Source organism: Janthinobacterium lividum, from assembly GCF_011601275.1.
Lineage (GTDB): Bacteria > Pseudomonadota > Gammaproteobacteria > Burkholderiales > Burkholderiaceae_D > Janthinobacterium > Janthinobacterium lividum_E.
In genome coordinates this window covers 27815-47921 of record NZ_JAAOLY010000028.1, presented here as the reverse complement: position 1 = coordinate 47921, position 20107 = coordinate 27815, and the positions used below count along the sequence as shown (strand labels likewise).

At 62.4% G+C, this 20107-nt stretch carries 16 protein-coding genes; 7 read left to right on the top strand and 9 right to left on the bottom strand.

Features of this window, described 5'->3' with window-relative positions:
- The 3 genes from exbD to GYK42_RS27095 form a co-directional block, all read right to left on the bottom strand.
- A partial coding sequence (exbD, locus tag GYK42_RS27105; RefSeq protein ID WP_205711575.1) for a TonB system transport protein ExbD occupies positions 1-423 on the bottom strand: 423 nt, incomplete at its 3' end.
- A gap of 3 nt (positions 424-426) precedes the next feature.
- Positions 427-1173, bottom strand: coding sequence for a tonB-system energizer ExbB (gene exbB / locus GYK42_RS27100; RefSeq protein ID WP_166450020.1), 747 nt, complete (start codon positions 1171-1173; stop codon positions 427-429).
- 141 nt (positions 1174-1314) lie between these two features.
- Entirely contained in the window at positions 1315-2238 is a 924-nt protein-coding gene (locus GYK42_RS27095; RefSeq protein WP_240943870.1) for a ChaN family lipoprotein, read from the bottom strand.
- A gap of 177 nt (positions 2239-2415) precedes the next feature.
- Here GYK42_RS27095 and GYK42_RS27090 point away from each other — a divergent pair, with 177 nt between their 5' ends.
- Positions 2416-3825: an FAD-linked oxidase C-terminal domain-containing protein gene (locus GYK42_RS27090; RefSeq protein ID WP_166450019.1), complete on the top strand. Its 1410-nt coding sequence runs from the start codon at positions 2416-2418 to the stop codon at positions 3823-3825.
- Here the strand turns inward: GYK42_RS27090 and GYK42_RS27085 are convergent, their stop codons facing one another.
- A complete protein-coding gene (locus GYK42_RS27085) occupies positions 3826-4305 on the bottom strand; it encodes a GNAT family N-acetyltransferase (RefSeq protein ID WP_240943869.1) in 480 nt (159 codons plus the stop codon). It abuts the gene before it with no gap.
- A gap of 39 nt (positions 4306-4344) precedes the next feature.
- Positions 4345-7488 (bottom strand): error-prone DNA polymerase, encoded by a 3144-nt coding sequence (locus tag GYK42_RS27080; protein ID WP_166450018.1) that lies wholly within the window; start codon positions 7486-7488, stop codon positions 4345-4347.
- A gap of 97 nt (positions 7489-7585) precedes the next feature.
- Here GYK42_RS27080 and GYK42_RS27075 point away from each other — a divergent pair, with 97 nt between their 5' ends.
- Both GYK42_RS27075 and GYK42_RS27070 read left to right on the top strand, forming a co-directional pair.
- On the top strand, positions 7586-8371 hold the full coding sequence (locus tag GYK42_RS27075) for a PhzF family phenazine biosynthesis protein (protein WP_166450017.1): 786 nt from the start codon (positions 7586-7588) through the stop codon (positions 8369-8371).
- A gap of 165 nt (positions 8372-8536) precedes the next feature.
- On the top strand, positions 8537-10939 hold the full coding sequence (locus GYK42_RS27070) for a TonB-dependent receptor domain-containing protein (RefSeq protein WP_166450016.1): 2403 nt from the start codon (positions 8537-8539) through the stop codon (positions 10937-10939).
- A gap of 73 nt (positions 10940-11012) precedes the next feature.
- On the opposite strand, the gene GYK42_RS27065 is transcribed toward GYK42_RS27070, so the two are convergent.
- Entirely contained in the window at positions 11013-11414 is a 402-nt protein-coding gene (locus GYK42_RS27065) for a GNAT family N-acetyltransferase (RefSeq protein ID WP_240943874.1), read from the bottom strand.
- A 100-nt stretch (positions 11415-11514) separates the two neighbouring features.
- Positions 11515-12048: a histidine phosphatase family protein gene (locus GYK42_RS27060; RefSeq protein ID WP_277346712.1), complete on the bottom strand. Its 534-nt coding sequence runs from the start codon at positions 12046-12048 to the stop codon at positions 11515-11517.
- A gap of 164 nt (positions 12049-12212) precedes the next feature.
- On the opposite strand from GYK42_RS27060, the gene GYK42_RS27055 reads away from it, so the two are divergent.
- The 4 genes from GYK42_RS27055 (at position 12213) to GYK42_RS27040 (ending at position 17497) form a co-directional block, all read left to right on the top strand.
- Positions 12213-14411 carry an OsmC domain/YcaO domain-containing protein gene (locus GYK42_RS27055; protein WP_166450013.1) on the top strand — a complete coding sequence of 733 codons (2199 nt, stop codon included), beginning with the start codon at positions 12213-12215 and terminating at the stop codon, positions 14409-14411.
- Positions 14412-14493: 82 nt separating this feature from the next.
- A complete protein-coding gene (locus GYK42_RS27050) occupies positions 14494-15102 on the top strand; it encodes a 2-hydroxychromene-2-carboxylate isomerase (RefSeq protein WP_240943866.1) in 609 nt (202 codons plus the stop codon).
- A gap of 190 nt (positions 15103-15292) precedes the next feature.
- Complete coding sequence (locus GYK42_RS27045) at positions 15293-16177, top strand: hypothetical protein (RefSeq protein ID WP_166450011.1); 885 nt, start codon at positions 15293-15295, stop codon at positions 16175-16177.
- A 69-nt stretch (positions 16178-16246) separates the two neighbouring features.
- Positions 16247-17497 (top strand): hypothetical protein, encoded by a 1251-nt coding sequence (locus GYK42_RS27040; RefSeq protein ID WP_166450010.1) that lies wholly within the window; start codon positions 16247-16249, stop codon positions 17495-17497.
- A gap of 32 nt (positions 17498-17529) precedes the next feature.
- On the opposite strand, the gene coaD is transcribed toward GYK42_RS27040, so the two are convergent.
- The gene (gene coaD, locus GYK42_RS27035) at positions 17530-18678 is read right to left on the bottom strand and encodes a pantetheine-phosphate adenylyltransferase (protein WP_166450009.1); all 1149 of its coding nucleotides are present in this window, start codon (positions 18676-18678) and stop codon (positions 17530-17532) included.
- Positions 18679-18772: 94 nt separating this feature from the next.
- Positions 18773-20107: an ATP-binding protein gene (locus tag GYK42_RS27030; protein ID WP_046685864.1), complete on the bottom strand. Its 1335-nt coding sequence runs from the start codon at positions 20105-20107 to the stop codon at positions 18773-18775.

Here is a 20107-nt window from a genome sequence, read left to right as displayed (position 1 = left end):
TATAAGAGACAGACCCACCAGGCCCACTTTCAGATAGCCGGCCTGGCGCAAGGCATCCATCACGCCCAGCACGTCTTCATAGGCCGCTTGCTTGTCGGCCTGGAAAAACAGGGTGCGCTGGCGGTCGCCGCCCGTCTGCGCGTCGAGCAGGCTGCCCAGCTGCTCGCGCGCCACGGGCGCTTCGCCCAGGTACAGGCTGTGGTCGGCTTTCAGGGAAACGAACAATGGTTTCTCGGGACGCGGTTCAGGCTTGGCCGTGGCGGCCGGCAAGTCGATTTTCAGGTCGACGGTGGCCAGCGGCGAGACCACCATGAAGATGATCAGGAGCACCAGCATCACGTCGATGAAGGGCGTGACATTGATCTCGCTCAATTCCGGCATGTCGGCAGTGTCGTCGTCAGACGAAGGAAACAGGGACGCCATGGCTCAGGCCTGCTTGCACGTGTCGAGGTCGCGGCTCAGCATCAGCAGCACTTGCGCGGAAGCGGCGAGCAGCTGCGCCTTGTACTGGTTGATGCCTCGGCTCAGGACGTTATAGATGACGACGGCGGGAATCGCCGCCACCAGGCCCAGGGCGGTGGCCAGCAAGGCTTCCGCGATGCCGGGCGCGACGGTCGCCAGATTCGTGCTCTGGCTGACGGCGATGCCGATAAAGCTGTTCATGATGCCCCACACGGTGCCGAACAGGCCGACGAACGGCGCCACGGCGCCGATGCTGGCCAGCAAGCCAATGCCTTGCGTCATGCCACGCACCTGCTGCACGATCAATTGTTCCTGGCGAAAACCGGCCCGCTCCTTCAGGGCCGCTGCCGACGCGCTGGCATGCGACAGAGTCAATTCCTGCTGTACATCGTCGAGCAGCTGTTGCGCCAGCACGGACGCCACGCTCTTTGCCGCCGCGTCCGGCAAGGAAGTCGCCGTCTTCAGCACGGCGACGGCTTGGGCTGCCGCGCGCCGGGCTTGCAGCAAGCTGGCGCCCTTCACCAGCAAGACCACCCAGGTGGCCAGCGCGGCGACGAGCAAGCCGATGAGTACGCTTTTGACGACCTGGTCGGCAGCGAAAAACATGCCCAGCGGCGACATGTCGTGCGGCAAGGCGGACGCTTGCGCCGTGGCATGCAACAGGGAAAGAATGACGCCGCAGGTAGCGGTTTTGAGACAGAAGATACGCATGGAAGCTTCAACAGGTAACAGACATGGCTGCGCCAACGGCGCGCACGCGCATGCAAAAAAATCGGACGGACTACCTGGCTGCTGCGAAGAAGCTTGCTGGGGGAGAATGCCGGGCTGAACGCCCGGCGGAGGTAAAACGGCTTACTTGGCGCTGGCGACGGCGGGCGCTACAACGGGCGTGAACCAGACGAAATCGGCCTGCTGCGCCAGCACCGTCGCGCCCTGCTGCGCCAGGACCAGCACCAGCGGCGCGGGGCCGCCCGTCAAGTCCTGCACGTGCAGCGGCACGCCCAGGTCCTTGTGCGCATGGTAGGCGCCGGCGATCAGCACGGCAGGCGCGGGCGCGGCCAGCAAACGCTCAGCCATGCGGCGGTCGCGCTGCTGCTGTACCGACAGCATGGCGGCCAGGCGCGGCTCATCGATCTGGTTGTCGTGCATGACGCGGATGATGTCTTTCAATTTGTCATGCACCTTGCCATCGTTGGCCAGGTTCGAATGCTTGCCCTGCACGGCCGGCTTGTCGATGAACATTTGCTTGATCTCGCTGCGGTCCAGGTTGGCGGACCAGACGGGATACGGCGCGCGCATCGCGGTCATCACGAGGTCGCCATATTGCGCCCATTTCCAGTTCGGCTGCCAGGCCACCAGCTCGGCCACGTGTTCGGGGCGCACGACGGGGTCCGTCTGCAGCCATGGCTTGACCTTGTCCACCTTGGCTTGCTGGTCCGGGTTCAGCATTTCCAGCAGCACGCTGCCTTGCGGACGCTGACCCTGCAATTGCAGCAGCAGCCATTGCTCGATCTGGTGATGGCTGAGCTGGTCATGCTGCTCGCCCACGATGACCCGGGGCGCGGCGGCCAGCTGGGCCAGCAATTGCTCGGCAGTCAAGCGCTGGCCGCTGCGCAGGTCGACGATCTGGCCCAGCTGGCGCACGTCTTGCGCCGCGGCAGGCGCAACGGCGGTGGCGCCGGCACCGTTGACGGATGCGACGCTGCCGCAGGCGCTCAGGGCCAGCACGCAGGCGGGCAGGACGGCGGCGAGGGACAGGGGGAATCTCATGGGCATGGCCTTTCGGATTGAAGCACGCATTGCAAAATAACTACTGGCGGGCATTTTAATAGAAATGATTCTCATTTACAACCACTGCGCGGCGCATCATGCGGAATTTTTTACAACTGGCAAAAATGGTGCTTCGGTGAAATCTCCAGGTGCGGGGTAGAATAAAAAAAACGGAGGACTTGCGTGAATCAAACTGACCAGTTGGCGGTACTGAAAAAACCGCTGCCAGACTCTCTTGCTGCCGTACTTTCCCTGATCTTTGCCAACCGTTTTTCCATGACGCAAGCCATGCGCGAACACCATGGACGCGACGAGTCGAGCTATCCCCCCATGCTGCCGGACGCCGTCATCTTCGCCCATTCCACCGAGGAAGTAGCGGCCGCCGTCAAGCTGTGCAGCGCGCACGACGTGCCCATCATCGCCTACGGCAGCGGCACTTCGCTCGAAGGCCACGTGCTGGCCCTGCACGGCGGCGTGACGATTGATCTGTCGCAAATGAAGCAGATGGTAGCGGTGCATAGTGAAGACTTGACGACCACCGTACAGGCGGGCGTGACGCGCAAGCAGCTGAACGAGGAAATCCGCGACACGGGCCTGTTCTTCCCCATCGACCCGGGGGCCAATGCGTCACTGGGTGGCATGGCGGCCACACGCGCCTCGGGCACGAACGCCGTGCGCTACGGCACCATGCGCGAAAACGTGCTGGCCCTGACCGTGGTGACGGCCGATGGCCGCATCATCAAGACGGGGACCAGGGCGAAAAAATCGTCGGCCGGCTACGACCTGACGCGCTTGTTCGTCGGCAGCGAAGGGACGTTGGGCATCATTACGGAAGTGACGGTCAAACTGTATCCGCTGCCGGAAGCGATCTCGGCGGCCGTGTGTTCGTTCCCCGGTACGGGCGAAGCCGTCAGCGCCGTGATCCAGACCATCCAGATGGGTATTCCTGTGGCGCGGGTCGAGTTTCTCGATGAAAATGGCGTGAAAGCCATCAATGCCTACGACAAGATGGCGCTGCCGCAAAAGCCGCTGTTGCTATTTGAATTCCACGGCACGCCGGCCAGCGTGGCCGAGCAGGCGCAGCTGGTGCAAGCCATCACGGCCGAACACGGCGCCAGCGATTTCGAATGGGCCAGCCGCCCCGAAGACCGCTCGCGCCTGTGGGCCGCGCGCCACAATGCGTATTTCGCCCTGCTGCAGATGCGCCCCGGCAGCCGCGCCATTTCCACCGACTGCTGCGTGCCCATTTCGCGCCTGGCCGAATGCATCCTCGCCACCAAGGCCGATTGCGAGGCGCAGGGCCTCGTCTACGCCATCATCGGCCACGTGGGCGACGGCAATTTCCACGTGCAGATGCTGGTCGACCCCGACGACCCGGCCGACATCGCCCGCGCGGAAAAGGTCAACAGCGACATGGTCACGCGCGCCATCGGCATGGACGGCACGTGCACGGGCGAGCACGGCGTGGGCATGCACAAGATGGCTTTTCTCGTGGAAGAACATGGCGAAGGCGCCATCGACACCATGCGCGCCATCAAGCACGCGCTGGACCCGAAGAACATCATGAATCCGGGCAAGATCGTACGCTGGTAATCAGGCCGTCAATTCCATGCGCATCGGCACGAAGGCAATCCCGCCCGTCTCCACCTTCGGCCCCGTTGCGACAAAGCCCAGGCTTTGGTACAGGGGCAAGGCGTAGGCCGAGGAGTTGACGGTAAAGGCCGTCACGCCGCCCTGGGCCAGCGATGCATCGCGGGCGGCCTGCCACAAACGGCGCGCCATGCCGCGCCGGTGCAGGGCGCGCGGCACGAACATGTGGAACAGGTGCGTGTTGTCTCGCATGGCCACGACGCCGGCCAGTTCGCCGTCGATATGCGCGATCTGATAATGATAGTTCGGCAGCGACAGGTAATTTTCGATGGCCGGCTGGCGGCAGTTTTCAATAAACTTTTCCGCCCCGGCACCGTCCGGATGCAGGGTCAAAAAGGGCATCAAGTCGTCGATCAGGGCGACGATGGCGGGCGCGTCGGCGACGAGGGCGGGACGCAGTGTCGGTTCGGGTAATGTTGTCATATTCAAATAATGCCATGCCTAGGGCAAACAAGACAATTCTCAACAGAAATCGCGGCTGCTGGTGCGCAAGCGTCCCAGCAAATGCGACATGTCGATCAGGCGCTTGGCCACCAGATTGCGCACGATGCCCTCGCGCTGCCATATGCCGTACACGCCCAGCAACGGCGCGCTCAGCACTTCGCGTCGCTGGCTTTCCACCAGGTCGGGCCAGACGATAACGTTGACGGTACCCGTCTCGTCTTCCAGTGTCATGAAGATCACGCCCTTGGCCGTGCCCGGGCGCTGGCGCACGGTGACGATGCCGCAGGCGCGCGCCACTTGCCCGCTCGTGTACATCATCAGTGTAGACGCCGGCATGAAACGCTGTTCCAGCAATTGCCTGCGCAGCAGCGCCAGCGGGTGGCGGCCCAGGGTCAGTCCTTGCGCACGGTAGTCGCTGACGATGCTCTCGCCTTCCGTCGGCGCGGCCAGCACGGGCACCTCCTCCTCTTGCGTGGTGTCACGCAGCAAGTCCTTGTCGGGCACGGCACCAAACGCCTGCCACAGCGCCTCACGCCGGTGCCCGGCCAGCGCGTGCAACGCATTGCCGGCGGCCAGCACCTGCAAGTCATGACGGTCCAGGCCGCCACGCCGCGCCAGGTCGGCTACGTCGACAAAGGCGGCAATGGCGCGCGCATCCTCGATACGCTGGGCGGCCTCGGCACGCATGCCGAACAGGCTGTTCAAGCCCAGGCGCACGGCGGGCGCGGCGCCTTCCGCAGTCTCTTCCAACGTTGCTTCCCAGCCGCTGATGGCCACATCGACGGACAGCACCTGCACGCCATGCCGGCGACCATCCTGCACCAGTTGCGAGGGACTGTAAAAGCCCATGGGCTGGCTGTTGAGCAATGCGCACAGAAAGGCGGCCGGTTCATGGCATTTCAGCCAGGAACTGGCGTACGTCAGCAGGGCGAAACTGGCCGCGTGCGACTCGGGAAAGCCGTATTCGCCGAAGCCCTCGATCTGGCTGAAGATGGCCTCGGCAAATTTTTTCTCATAGCCATTGTCAACCATGGCATTGACGATGCGGTCATGGTAATTGTTCATGCCGCCCTTGCGTTTCCAGGCCGCCATGGCGCGCCGCAACTGGTCCGCTTCGCCGGGCGTGAAATCGGCGGCGATAATGGCTACCTGCATCACCTGCTCCTGAAAAATGGGAATGCCGAGAGTCCGTCCCAACGCCTTTTCCAGGCCCTTCGGATACTCGACCGGTTCTTTCTGCTGGCGGCGCTGCAGATACGGATGCACCATGCCGCCCTGGATGGGGCCGGGGCGCACCAGCGCCACTTCGATGACGAGGTCGTAGAATTCACGGGGCCGCAGCCGGGGCAGCATACTCATCTGCGCGCGCGACTCGATCTGGAACACGCCGATGGTGTCGGCCTCGCACATCATGTCGTAGGTGGCGGGGTCTTCGCGGGGAATATCCTGCAGGCGGAACTCCTCGCCGCGCCGCGCACCGACCAGTTCCAGGGCGCGGCGCAGGGCCGACAGCATGCCCAGCGCCAGCACGTCGACCTTCATCAAGCCCAGCTCCTCGAGGTCGTTCTTGTCCCACTCGATGACGCTGCGCCCGGCCATGGTGGCGTTTTCGATCGGCACCAGGCGCGACAACTTCCCGTGCGCAATGACGAAGCCGCCCGGATGCTGCGACAGATGGCGGGGAAAGCCCAGCAGCAGCTGCGCCAGGCCGGCCCACTGCTGCGACAATGCCGCCTCCGGGTCGAGCCCGCATTCGGCCAGGCGCTCCAGCAGGTCGCGCTTGCCGTCGAACCAGCGGTGCGCCTTGGCCACTTTTTCCACGATGGCCAGGTCGATCCCCAGCGCCCGGCCGCTGTCGCGCAAGGCGCTTTTCGGCCGGTAGCTGATCACCACGGCGGCCAGCGCGGCCCGCTCGCGCCCATATTTGCCGTAGATATATTGAATCACCTCTTCGCGCCGCTGGTGCTCGAAGTCGACGTCGATGTCGGGCGGCTCGTTGCGCTCGCGCGACATGAAACGCCCGACCAGTGAATTGCCGCGTGCAGGGTCCACTTCCGTGATGTGCAGGCAATAGCAGACGGCCGAATTGGCGGCCGAGCCCCTGCCCTGGCACAGGATGTTTTGCGAGCGGGCAAAGCGCACGATATCGTACACGGTCAAAAAGTACGCTTCATACGACAGCTCGGCGATCAGCTCCAGCTCCTGCTCGATCTGCTCCTGCACGTTGGCTGGAATACCCAACGGAAAGCGGAGGCGCGCGCCCGCATACGTTTCCTCGCGCAGATACGTCGCCGGCGTGTGGCCTCCCGGCACCAGTTCGTCGGGATAGTCATAGCGCAGGCTGTCGAGAGAAAACTTGCACAGCTTGGCGATGCGCAAGGTTTCCGCCAGCGCCTGCGGCGGATACACATTGGCCAGGCGCAGGCGCGCGCGCAAATGCTGCTCCGCATTTTGCGCCAGCGCATAACCGCACTCGCCCACGGGCTTGCCCACGCGGATCGCGCACAGCGTGTCGAGCAGAGGCTTGCGCGAACGCACGTGCATGCACACGTGGCCGACGGCCACCAAGGACAAGCCCAGCACTTGCGCGGCCTCCTGCAAGGCGCCGCGGTGCGCGTCATCCTGCGCCCGCTGCAGCAGGTTCAGGCCGATCCAGCTGCGCTCGCCGCCAAAGGTGGCCGTCATCCACGCGCCTTGGGCGCGCACGGTTTCCGGCTGGGCCGGGTAGCTGGGCAGCAAGATCATCAGGCAGCCGGGCAAGCCCCGCAAATGGACAAACTCCGCCGAGGGCGCGGCGAAATCGTCTGGCGTCAGCACATAGCGCCCCTTGGCCGCCCGCGTGCGCGCCATGGTGATCAGTTCCGACAAGTTGCCGTAACCGTCGATATCCCGTACCAGCGCCAGCAGGGACAGTGCCGGGCTGCCATCTGCCTGCGTCAAATGAAAATGCGCGCCGATAATCAGCGGAAAACCGGCCCGCTTGGCCGTCGCATGGGCGCGCACGACACCGGCCAGCGAGCACTCGTCCGTGATGGCCAGTGCCTTGTACCCGAGCTGGACGGCGCGCGCCACCAGCTCTTCCGCATGCGAGGCCCCATGCAGGAAGCTGAAATTGCTCAGGCAGTACAACTCAGCATACTCGGGTAAGACGGCGCCCCACATGATCCACCTCAATACTGTATATAAACACAGTACATTATACGCATCTGAAACCGGACTTATCGTTTATGCTCGTGTTTTACCTTGCACATCGCGCGCCATGATCGTCCACTTATTAAAATGTTTCGGCACCGCACCCGGCGGCGGCAATGCGGCGCTGGTCGTGGAAAACGACGACGGCAGCGAAACGGCGCGCCAGCAATTCGCCCGCGAACGCCAGGTCAGCGCCTGCGTCTTCCTCGACCGGCAAGCGGACGGCGGCATCGTGCTCGACTATTTTTATCCGCACACGCGCAGCCCCCTGTGCCTGCACGCCACCCTGGCAGCCGCGCACGTGCTGCTGACGGCGCCCGGCGCCCCGGCGGCGCTGACGGTGAGCACCGCCATGCGCGGGCAAGCCTTGCGGCTGGTGCACCGCGCGGAAGGTCTATTCATCGGCCTGGCGCAGCAGCCGGCACCGGCTGTCATGGTGGAGAAATATGTGCCGTCGGAACTCATGGGCCAGCACATGCACTTGCTGTCGCCGCCCGTGGTCGCCTCCGTCGGCAGCCCGAAGCTGCTGCTGGAAGTGGCCGACCGCACGACCCTGCGCGCGCTGCGGCCGAATCTGGAACTGATCGCCGACTGGAGCGCTTTGCATCAGGTCAACGGTTGCTATGCGTATTGCCGCACGGGCGAGCACGAGTACGAAGGACGCAACTTCAACCACCTCGATCCGGCGCTGGAAGACAGCGCCACGGGCGTGGCGGCGGGCGCGCTGGCAGCGCATTGGCAACAGTCGCTGCGCCTGCATCAGGGCCACGTGACGCAGCAGCCGTGTTTGATCGAGGTGCAATATAGTCCGCAGGCAATCTGGGTGGGCGGCATGGTGCAACGCAGCACCTGAACGGGGCATGCCGCACCAGTACAAGGCAAGCCGGGCAGTGGCGAAAAGATAATCAACCAGGAAACAACAGTTACTACAAATTTGTAATAACAAAACAAAGTATCGCTGGTGAATGCTGAAATGATGGCACTAAAATCAAGTCACAATACCACTTGGAGATACTGCGTGCCGACCCTCACCACCTTGCGTAAAGCAGTCCTCATCAGCCTGTACGGCAGCGCCGCCCTGGCCGCCTTCAGTCCCGCCGCCATGGCGCAGAGCAACGACCCTGCGGCCACAGAAGGCCCCGTACAAACGGTCAGCGTGGTCGGCTCGCGCCGGGTCGCCAGTTCTTCTACCGATACGATGGTGCCGGTCGATATCATTCCCATTTCCAAGGTGGCCGAGCAAGGCGGCCAGTTCGACCTGGCGCAATCGCTGCAATACATCTCGCCCTCGTTCAACTCCACGCGCCAGACAGGCGCCGACGGCGCCGACCTGATCGATTCGGCCGCCCTGCGCGGCCTCGGCTCCGACCAGACCCTCGTGCTGGTCAACGGCAAGCGGCGCCACACGACGGCCCTGGTCAACCTGTTCGGCGCCCGCAACCGTGGCAACACGGGCACGGACATGAATGCGATTCCTTTGCTGGCCATCAAGAACGTGCAAGTGCTGCGCGACGGCGCCGCCGCCCAGTACGGCTCGGACGCCATTGCCGGCGTGATCGACATCGAATTGAAAAAAAGCCTGGGCTGCGAAGCGGTGGCCGGCTACAGCCAGTATTCGGAAGGCGACGGCAAGAATTACATGACCTCGGCCTACTGCGGCATCGCGCTGGGCGACAAGGGCACCCTGGCCATCACGGGCGAATACCTGGACCGGGGCCGCTCGAACCGCGCCGATTCCGACAGCATGCGCATCATCGGCGACACCAAATCCAAGAACAAAACCCTGTACATCAATGGCGACTACGCCACCAGCGGCACGGGCAAGCTGTACTTCACGGCCGGCGCGCAGACGCGCGACGCCTCGAGCGCCGCGTTTGGCCGGGGCGGCATCGGCAGCGACGATATTCCATCACGTAATTCGGCCGCCATGTACCCGGACGGTTTCGTGCCCTTCATTAACGGCAAGATCGACGACCAGTACGCCACCATCGGCCACCGCAGCCAGATCGGCGAATGGCATGCGGACTTTTCGCAGACCTATGGCTACAACAAGATGCGCTACGACATCAGCAATACGCTGAACGCATCGATCGCCAACCTTGACCTGATGAACGGCGGCAAGGGTGTCAGCGCCAGCAACTACGACGCGGGCGGCTTCTCGTTCCAGCAACTGACCAGCAACGCCGATTTCAGCCGTTACTACGACACGGTGATGCGCGGCATGAACGTGGCCTTCGGCGCCGAGTACCGCAGCGAAGAATACAAGATCATGGCCGGTGAACAGGCCTCCTACATCGACGCGGACGGCGTGGGCGTGGGCGGCAATGCGGGCAGCCAGGGCTTTCCCGGCTTCCAGCCCGGCGACGCCACCAAGGCCAAGCGCCACAGCATCGCCGCGTATGGCGACGTGGAACTGGAATGGACGGAACGCCTGAAAACCCAGGCCGCCCTGCGCTATGAAAAATTCAGCGATTTCGGCTCCACCGTCACAGGCAAACTGGCCGGCAGCTACAAGCTGGCGCCGAACGTGCTGCTGCGCGGTTCGGCCAGCACGGGTTTCCGCGCGCCATCATTGCAGCAAGTGTATTTCTCGTCCACCTTCACCGACTTCATCGGCGGCGTGCCCACCGACGTGGTGCTGGCGCCGAACGGCGGCACCGTCGCCAACGCGGCCGGTATTCCCAAGTTGAAAGAGGAAAAATCCACCAGTTTTACACTGGGCACCACCTGGACGCCCACGCAAGCCATCTCCGTCACGGCCGACCTGTACAACATCAAGATCAAGGACCGCATCGTGCTGTCGGGCCGCTTCAATGCCGACAACTACCCGGACCTGGCCGCGCGCCTGGCCCTGCTGGGCGTGGGCGAGGCGCAATTCTTCGTCAACTCCATCGACACGCGCACGCGCGGCCTGGACCTGACCGCCTCGCACAAGGGCGAGCTGGCCGGCAACCGCCTGAACACCTTCCTGGCCTTGAACTTGAGCAAAACGGAAGTGACGAAAGTCAAGACGCCCGCCTCGCTGACGGGCTTCGAGGATGTCTTGCTGTCCGAGCGTGAGCGCCTGTTCATCGAACAGGGCGGCCCGCGCGCGAAAGCCACCCTGGGCTTCGACTACATCACGGGCAAGCTGGAATCGGACTTGCGCATCATCTATTTTGGCCCGCAAACCCTGGGCACCTTCAGCGGCACGGCTGAAGGCGTACCGAACGCCCGCTACAAGGCCAAGACTTCGGCCGACCTGAGCTTCACCTACAGTATCAACAAAAATACCAAGCTGACCTTTGGCGGCAACAACATCTTCAACGTCAAGCCCACCACGCAAAACGCGGATGAGACGGATAACGGCTTCAAATACGACAGCGTGCAATTCGGCCTGAACGGCGCCTCGTATTTCGGACGGCTGTGGGTGAAGTTCTGATCACCTTGCCTGCGTAAGAAAACAGCGGCTGCGCCAGCATGGGCAGCCGCTGTTTTTATGTCGGCATCATCATTCAATGCTCATCGCCCGCATAGATCCACATGGGCTCTGTTTTCCCTGCGCGCACGAAACCCACGGATTCGTAGAACGCGATGGCCTTGCCGTCCGCCGTCAGCATTTGCTGGTGAAACCCCGCGTATTTTTCCAGCATGGCCGCCATCATCTTTCTGCCGACACCCTGGCCTTGCGCCATGGGATCGACGAGCATGTGCGGGAAATAGACAACCAGATAGCCATCGGAAATGGCATTGCCGATGCCAATCAATTTGCCATCGGCACGGGCCGTCACCAGGCTGTGGGAATTGCGCAGCGCAGCCATCAGCTCCCTGGGTTTTTCCGCGGACGACCAGTGGTTGGCCTTGTAGAGGGCTATCACTTCTTGCTCGGTGATCACATCATTCATGGAAATTTGCATCGGCACGGCCTTTTTATGGATGACGCTGACCTTCGCAACGGGAAAGCTTGAGCGTTTCGATAACATTACCATCTATTGTATCGATCCACACCCACCAGTTTCACAACTCATACACGCCCATGCTCCAGTAGCGGCTGCCTTGCCTGTTGCGGGCAAGCCAACCCAATGCCTGCAGTTCCTTGCCGATCAAACGATTCATGATGCCATGTCCGACCAGCAGCACAGGCCCCTTGGCGGCAAGCGCAACAAGCCGCTCGGCGGCGGCCCTGGCACGCTGCCGGGTGAGCGTCAGCGAGTCCGACCCGCGCGCATAACCGCAAAGCCAGAGTATCCGAAAAATCGCCGCCCAAGCTTGAGGCGGCAAGCAGGGCGCTTTCCAGAGCGCAAAGGGAAGCTCCGCTTCAGTGAAAATCGCCTCTTGCTTGAATGGCAAATCGCCCAGTGCCCTGGCCGTCGAGCATGCCCTGGGCGCCGTGCTGGCCACGATGGTCGACGCGGCAAGTGCTGCCACGGGGCACTCCGCAGGGATGCCCCCCTCCTTGATCAGCGATTGATTGTAGAGATCAATCCACTTTCCCATTTGCATGGGCGCTATCCAGCGCCCCTTGGCGAGTTGCGGCTCGCCGTGACGCATCAATGTTATTCGCATGTTCAGTTACGTCGCCTCGCTCATTTATCAGCCCGCCGCATTGCCCCGGCGGCGCCACAGGCAGCACGGCCGCAGTGAACAATCTTTGCCCTGCGGCGGAAAGCACGGATAATAGCGCCTAACTTACTTATGCATATATTGGATTCCCCATGGAAATTAAGGTCAACTTTCTCGACAAGCTGCGTCTCGAAGCCAAGTTCGACGATTTTACGGTCATCGCCGACCAGCCCATCCGCTACAAGGGCGATGGTTCGGCGCCTGGCCCGTTCGATTACTTCTTGGCATCATCGGCACTGTGCGCGGCCTACTTCGTGAAGTTGTATTGCGATACGCGCAATATTTCCACCGAAAACATCCGCCTGTCGCAAAACAATATTGTTGATCCGGAAAACCGCTACCAGCAGATTTTCAAGATCCAGGTCGAGCTGCCGGCCGATATCTCGGCCAAGGACCGCCAGGGCATTCTGCGTTCGATCGACCGTTGCACGGTGAAAAAAGTGGTGCAGGCCGGGCCCGAGTTCGTCATTGAAGAAGTCGAGAACCTGGACGCCGATGCCCAGGCCTTGCTGACCTTGAATCCGGCCCCTGGGGCAAGCACCTATATCGCGGGCAAGGACTTGCCGCTGGAACAAACCATCGCCAATATGTCCGCGCTGCTGGCCGGCCTGGGCATCAAGATTGAAATCGCCTCGTGGCGCAACATCATTCCGAACGTGTGGTCGCTGCATATCCGCGACGCGCATTCGCCCATGTGCTTTACCAACGGCAAGGGCGCGACCAAGGAAAGCGCGCTGGCGTCGGCCCTGGGCGAGTATATCGAGCGCCTCAGCAACAACCATTTCTACGCCGGGTCGTTCTGGGGCGAGGACATCGCCAACGCGCCCTTCGTGCATTACCCGAACGAGCGCTGGTTCAAGGCTGGCCGCAAGGATGCGCTGCCGAAGGAGATCCTCGATGAGTATTGCCTGGACATCTACAACCCCGATGGCGAACTGCGCGGCTCGCACCTGATCGATACCAACTCCGGCAATGCCGAGCGCGGCATCTGCTCGCTGCCGTATGTGCGCCATTCGGATGGCAAGGTCGTGTATTTCCCGTCGAACCTGATCGAAAACCTGTATGTCAGCAATGGCATGAGCGCCGGCAATACCCTGGTCGAGGCGCAGGTACAATGTCTGTCGGAAATTTTTGAGCGGGCCGTCAAGCGCGAAATCCTCGAAGGCGAAATCGCCCTGCCCGACGTGCCGCAGGAAGTGCTGGCGAAATACCCGGGCATTCTGGCCGGCATCCAAGGACTGGAAGAACAGGGTTTCCCCGTGCTGGTCAAAGATGCGTCGCTGGGCGGCGTGTACCCGGTGATGTGCGTCACCCTGATGAACCCGCGCACGGGCGGCGTATTCGCCTCTTTCGGCGCGCACCCGAGCCTGGAAGTGGCGCTCGAGCGCAGCCTGACGGAATTGCTGCAGGGCCGCAGCTTTGAAGGTCTCAACGACTTGCCGCAACCGACGTTTGCCAGTGAAGCCGTCACCGAGCCGAACAACTTCGTCGAACACTTCATCGATTCGAGCGGCATCGTCTCGTGGCGCTTCTTCAGCGCGAAGGCCGATTACGATTTCGTCGAGTGGGATTTTTCCGGCCACGGCGAAAACTCGAATGCCGAGGAAGCGGCCACCCTGTTCGGCATCCTGGCCGGCATGGGCAAGGAAGTGTACACGGCCGAGTATGACCAGCTGGGCGCCACGGCCTGCCGCATCCTCGTGCCCGGTTATTCCGAGGTGTATCCGGTCGAAGATCTGATCTGGGACAACACCAACAAGGCGCTGCTGTTCCGCGCCGACATCCTGAACCTGCATAGTCTGGACGATGCCTGCCTGGAAGACTTGCTCGACCGCCTGGAAAACAGCGAGCTCGACGAGTACGGCGACATCGCCACCCTGATCGGCATCGAATTTGACGAAAACACGGTGTGGGGCCAGCTGACGACCCTGGAATTGAAGCTGCTGATTCATCTCGCCTTGCAGCAGTTCGAAGAGGCGAAAGAGCTGGTGGAAACCTTCCTGCAGTACAACGACAACACGCTCGAGCGCAAACTGTTTTACCAGGCCATGAACGTGGTGCTGGAAGTGGAACTCGACGACGAACTGGAGCTGGACGATTACGTCGTCAATTTCCGCCGCATGTTTGGCAACGAACGGATGGATGCGGTGCTGGGCTCGGTGGAAGGCAGCGTACGCTTCTTCGGCCTGACCCCGACCAGCATGCAACTGGAAGGCCTCGACAGGCACCAGCGCCTGATCGACAGCTTCAAGAAACTGCATGCGGCGCGCGCCAAGGCGGCGGCCCGCTAGCCCGCCAGCATCATGCGCCAGGGCCGGCGCTGCGCTCATGCAGTCGCCCTCCTGGCGCCCACCATCACCTGGAAGCGATGCCATGGCCACACTGGAATTCTGGTTCGATTTCGGCAGCAACTACAGCTACCTGAGCGCCATGCGCATCGAAGCACTGGCGCGTGAAAAGAAGGTGCACGTGATATGGAAACCCTTCCTGCTGGGCGTCGTCTTCAAGGCGCTGGGCTGGGAGACGTCGCCCTTCATCTTGCAAAAACTCAAGGGAGACTACACGTGGCGCGACATGGCGCGCCAGTGCGAAAAGTACGCGCTGCCATGGCAGCAGCCGAGTTCCTTTCCCCCCACGGCCCTGTTGCCCATGCGTGTGGCCTTGATCGGCGCCGACCAGGGCTGGATTGCGCTCTTTGCTCGCCGCATGATGGCGATGAATTTTGCCGCGGACCGCGATATCGACAACGTCGAGGCCGTCAGCGAAGCCTTGGAGGAGCTGGGCCTCGATGCGCGCGCCGTCCTGGTGCTGGCTTTAACACAAGACAACAAGTTGCGGCTGCGCCGCCAGACCGAGCAGGCACAAGCGCTGAACCTGTTCGGCGCCCCCAGCTTCATCAGCAACGGGGAATTATTCTGGGGCAACGACCGGCTCGACGATGCGCTGGCGCATGCGGCGGGCGTACGGTCACTGTCAATGTGAAACCTGACTCCGCTTTCAGGAACGACGTGCGCAAGATGCAGCCTCAGCAATACACCAGCGCACGCGTTTCTACACCTTCCCCGCATAAAAATAACGTAGTGGCAAAAAAAATAGTTAACTTGTAGTCGCTTTGGATTGCACGTACATTTCCCCTCGACAATTGCATTTATGCCATGTAAGGAGGAGCGAAATGAAAGCATTTTCTGCGCTGCCATTATTGGCGCTGCTATTGGGCGGATGCGGCTTTGCTCCGCCCAACGCCTATCCGATCTTTCGCATGCCCAGCAGCGCAGAAGGCAATGCGCTGACCGAGAGCGTGGGGAAAGACACCTTGTTTGGCGCTCCCGCCACGCTTGCAGACAGCAAGATGTTATTGCTCAAGCAAAGATTCTGGTATTTGAAGCTGGCCGAGGATAGCCAGCGCGCCGTCTACAACCAGAGCGACTGGGCGTTGACGGGCGGAGCCGTGGGAACCGCGGGCGGCCTGCTCAAATCGCTGCCGACAGCGGCACTCGGCGCCGTCATCGGCGGCGGCGCCGGCCTGGTCGCTTCCCGCTACTCACTGGACCAGCAATCGACGCTGTATGCCAAAGCGGCCGACAAGGTGGCCTGCCTGAGCGTCGTCCTGTCGAGCTACGAACAACGCAAGCGCCCTGTCGAAAAGGTGATCTCCTGGCCCGACAGCATCGAACAGCAAACCACTTCTGCGCTCAATTTCGCCTGGCTTTCGGTGCTGGCAGAACTGCGGGCATCGCTGCAAGTGCTCAAGCCGCAAGAAGTCAACATCAAGCAAGTTATCGATCTGCGCGACCGCTATGTCAGCAACAGCAATTTACTCGACATTACGGGAAATAATCTCTCGGCCGCCCTGCTCCAGCAGAAACTGTCACATCAGATACAAGCCAGGGGAGTAAAACAGCAGAGCGTGGAAGCCCGGCATGCCATGGAAGCGGCGGCCAGCGAGAGGAGTGAAGCCGTTCGCATCGCTCAATTGGCCCAAATTGCGGCCTTGGGCGAACTTGCCTTGGCTGAAATCGACTCCTGCGTCCTGATCGGCAAACCCAAGGCTGAATAAATCCCTAGCGGCGAACTTTCCCCGGATTGCGATGACAAACCATATCGCGATGAGAAACGGAGCATACCCATGGACAAGCAACTGATCGACCAGATCATCGCAGCGGCCAATAGCGATGCACGGCTGCACGCAGCCCAGCAGCGCGCGGCCGTGGCGCTGGGACTGGAAAACGCGCAGCCGCCGTTGCATAACGGCTGCGCAGCAACATTGAGCGCACTGCTGATCTCCGTCGGCGTGGATATTCCCCTCACCTTGGGCGCAGGGCATCTGGCGCAACGCCTGGGCGGCAGCGGCAGCCAATCGCGCCGCTGGCAACGCATCGGCGTAGGCGAGCAGCAGGCGGGCGATGTCGGCGTCACGTACGACCTGAAGAGTCCGCCTGGCGCCGACCACATCTACCTCGTGGCGGAACGCCTCGACGCCGATGCCATGCGCGTCGCCGACAACCAGCAGGCGCAGACCCATACACGCCTTGCCTCAGGCAAAGGCAAAACGCCCACCGAGTATTTCCTGCGTCCCAGCGGTCCGGACCTCGCCACTGCCCCGCTGACGGTATCGGCCCTGCCGCTGCCAGCGCATTTGCCGGCCCAATTACCGGTCGGACTGCAAGAAACCATACTGGAAATTGCGGCCCATTCCGAACTGGCACGTTACGGCTGGCCCGGCCGCGGCGTCGCGCCGGCAGGCTATATCAAGGGCATGGCCCTGGCATTTGCCAAGGCGTACCACAACTGGCGAAAAAACGATGCCGCTACCTTGGCAATGGCGGCGGCCGCACATGGCAACGACGACAACGATGCGCTGGACTGGTATGCCGGGCAATTCGCGGCCTTGGGCATGCAGAATGACAAGGATGGCGCCGATACCCTCCGGCATCTGTATGTCCTCCTGACGGGCCTGGGCATGCGCGAAAGTTCAGGCCGCTATTGCGAAGGCCGCGACAAGGATGCCGACAATACGGCGGCAGACACGGCGGAGGCGGGACTGTTCCAATCCAGCTATAACCTGATCGGGCATTCTGCCATCATGCAGCAGCTATTCGCTTTGTATGCCGCTTCCACGGAACTACTATCGGTCTTCCAGGAAGGCGTGCATTGCAAGCCCGGCGACCTGGAAAATCATGGTTCGGAAAAGAATGGCCTGGCATTCCAGAAACTATCCAAATCCTGCCCCGCCTTCGCCGTCGAACTGGCAGCCCTGGGGCTGCGGCTCAGGCGCCGCCTATGGGGACCCATCAACGGCAAGACGGCGGAACTGCGCTTCGAGTGCGACTGGATGCTGCTGCAGGTACAGCATGCGGTGAAGCAGGCCATGCAATAGAGGCAGGCAGCGGCAAACACGCGCGCATCGGCTCAGGCACCGGCCAGCGCCGCGATCTCTTTCCGCATGTTGGCTATCGCCCGCTCGTTGTACTGGTCGGCGAAATACGCATCGCCAAACAGCTGGCCTGCCTGCGCTTTGCCGCACAAATGCTGCAGCGCCAATCCCCGCTGCTGGTTGAAACGCACGGGGTCCACGTGCGCGTATTCTCTTCCGATGGCCTGCGTGTAGGCTTGATACACCTCTTCATCCTGCCCCAGGATGGCCAGGTCGGCGCTGAGCATGGCGTCCTTCAGCGCGTGGCTGATGCCGGGTCCCTGGAAATGGTCCGTGGCGCGTATCAATTGCGCCACATCGAGGTTGTCGCCCGCATCAAGGCCGCTGGCCAGCCATAGCTGGGCGCTCGCCTCTTCGCTCGAATACAGGGCATCGTCGTCGTGGCTGTAGACGGCGTCGTGGAACCAGAACGCCTTCTTGACCAGCGCGCTGTCGCGCTTGGGCGCAAAGATATTGTCGGCCCACACGCGGATCTCGGACAGGCCATGCACCAGGTGGTCGAGGTTGTGATAGTGGCGGTCCGCGCCGCCATACGCCTGCGGCCCCGTCAGGTGGGCGAACCAGTGATCCGCCAGCGCGATGTCATCTTGCGAGGCGGTGGCGTAGTTCCACAGCGCTTCCCACTCCTTGCGCAGACAGTCGAGTATCCACGCCTGGTAGGCCGGGCCGGGGACGAATTTCTTCATGGTCCAGTTCCAGCCCACAGGGCCTTCCAGCGCCTTGACGAAGCTCGAGCTGACGGAACCGAGGTCGCGCGGCGGCATCACGAAGATGGTCTTGGCGCCCTGCAGCACGTCCACATTCGTTTGCTGGATCAGATTTTCATAGTCGAAATCGGCCGTCGTGCGGATGCCGCGGATCAGGTAGTCGCAGCCATGCTTTTTCGCCGCGCGCGCCGTGTAGTCGCCCTTGACGATGACCACCTGCACATTGTCCCAGCCGCACTCGCGCGCACTCTGCTCGATGATGCGCTTGCGGTCTTCGGCGGGAAATTGGGGACGCTTGGCGGGGTTTTGCGACAGGAACACGATCACCTCGTCGGCGAGCGAACGCGCTTCGCCGATCACCCACATGTGGCCGTTGGTGATGGGGTCGAGGGTCCCTGAAAAGCCGATCTTCTGCATGCTGCGCTCCGTTTGCTTGATTGCTTATTGCGCAGACAATATATGCCGGCGGCGCGCGCGTCAATGCAACATGCCAAAGATCATGATCAAAACGTTACTTTTTCACGGCTTGCGGGAATTCCACGCGCACGCACAGGCCGCCCAGGCGTTCGGATTTGTCCAGCACCAGGCGCGCACCGTGGCGCTCGGCGATGGCCTTGATGATGGCCAGCCCCAGGCCGCTGCCGTTGGCGTCCGTGCCTGGCACGCGGTAGAAGCGGCTGAAGACGCGCTCGCGCTCTTCGGGCGGGATGCCGGGACCGCTGTCTTCCACCGATAACGTCACGCCAACGGGGCTGGCGCGCAGGTCGATGTCGACCGTGCCGCCCTGCGGCGTGTATTTGATGGCGTTGTCGACCAGGTTGCGCAGCATGATGTTGAGCGCATCGGCCTGCCCCGCCACCTTGGCCGCGTCCATGTGATGCAGGCCCAGGTCGATCTTGCGCGCTTGCGCGATGCCGGCCATGTCGCCCAGCGCGCGCTTGACGACGTCGTTCAAGTCCACCGCCTGCAGCTGGTCGCCGCTGGCGGCACTGGCTTCCTGGCGCGCCAGCACCAGCAACTGCTCGACCAGGCGCGTGGCCCGTTCGATGCCGGCGCTCACGCGGGAGATCGCCAGGCTGCGTTTTTCTTCCGACTCGGCCCGTTCCAGGCTCAATACCTGCAGCTTCAGGGCCGCCAGCGGCGTGCGCAATTCATGCGCGGCGTCGGCAACAAAATGCTGCTGCGCGTCGAACGCCGTTTTCACGCGCCCGAAGAGCAGGTTCAATTCATGCACCAGCGGGCGCACCTCGTCGGGCAAACCCGCTTCCGAAACGGGCGACAGATCGTCCGCCTGGCGCGCCGCCACCTGCTTGCGCACGCGCGAAACGGGCGCCAGCGAACCGCTGACGACCCACCAGACGACGAGCATCAATATCGGCGCCATCAGCGCAATCGGGCCCACCGTGCGCAGCGCCAGGCTGCCGGCCATGCGCTTGCGCACGGCCATGTCCTGGGCGATCTGCACGGTCTGGGAACTGGTTTGCACGGAGAAGATGCGGTAAGTCGTGCCGTTGGCCTTCACGTTGGAAAAGCCCAGCACGGCGCGCTGCGGCAATTCCGCGCGCGTGATCGAACGGAAGACCTGCACGCCGTCCGGCGTCCATACCTGCACCACCATGTCGTTGTTGACGGGGTCGGCCGGCAAGGCTTGCGCATGGTTGGCCAGCGGCGCGCCGGAGCGCAGCGACAGGGCCATCTGCTGCATGTGATAGTCGAAAATCTGGTCGGCGTCGTACAGGGCGCTGCGGTAGGCGATCGACGCCTGCGCCAGGGCCGCCATGATGATGGCCGCCAGCAAAAACCACAGCAGGCGGCCGCGCAGCGAATGCGTCACCGTGACCTTCAT

Bases quoted from the DNA above. Each gene is read 5' to 3' on its own strand.
- GYK42_RS27030 (WP_046685864.1), bottom strand. From the start codon at position 20,107: ATGAAGGTCACGGTGACGCATTCGCTGCGCGGCCGCCTGCTGTGGTTT.
- GYK42_RS27080 (WP_166450018.1), bottom strand. From the start codon at position 7,488: ATGTGGGGCGCCGTCTTACCCGAGTATGCTGAGTTGTACTGCCTGAGC.
- GYK42_RS27040 (WP_166450010.1), top strand. From the start codon at position 16,247: ATGGACAAGCAACTGATCGACCAGATCATCGCAGCGGCCAATAGCGAT.
- GYK42_RS27085 (WP_240943869.1), bottom strand. From the start codon at position 4,305: ATGACAACATTACCCGAACCGACACTGCGTCCCGCCCTCGTCGCCGAC.
- GYK42_RS27065 (WP_240943874.1), bottom strand. From the start codon at position 11,414: ATGCAAATTTCCATGAATGATGTGATCACCGAGCAAGAAGTGATAGCC.
- exbB (WP_166450020.1), bottom strand. From the start codon at position 1,173: ATGCGTATCTTCTGTCTCAAAACCGCTACCTGCGGCGTCATTCTTTCC.
- GYK42_RS27060 (WP_277346712.1), bottom strand. From the start codon at position 12,048: ATGCGTCACGGCGAGCCGCAACTCGCCAAGGGGCGCTGGATAGCGCCC.
- GYK42_RS27045 (WP_166450011.1), top strand. From the start codon at position 15,293: ATGAAAGCATTTTCTGCGCTGCCATTATTGGCGCTGCTATTGGGCGGA.
- coaD (WP_166450009.1), bottom strand. From the start codon at position 18,678: ATGCAGAAGATCGGCTTTTCAGGGACCCTCGACCCCATCACCAACGGC.
- GYK42_RS27050 (WP_240943866.1), top strand. From the start codon at position 14,494: ATGGCCACACTGGAATTCTGGTTCGATTTCGGCAGCAACTACAGCTAC.
- GYK42_RS27075 (WP_166450017.1), top strand. From the start codon at position 7,586: ATGATCGTCCACTTATTAAAATGTTTCGGCACCGCACCCGGCGGCGGC.
- GYK42_RS27095 (WP_240943870.1), bottom strand. From the start codon at position 2,238: ATGCCCATGAGATTCCCCCTGTCCCTCGCCGCCGTCCTGCCCGCCTGC.
- GYK42_RS27055 (WP_166450013.1), top strand. From the start codon at position 12,213: ATGGAAATTAAGGTCAACTTTCTCGACAAGCTGCGTCTCGAAGCCAAG.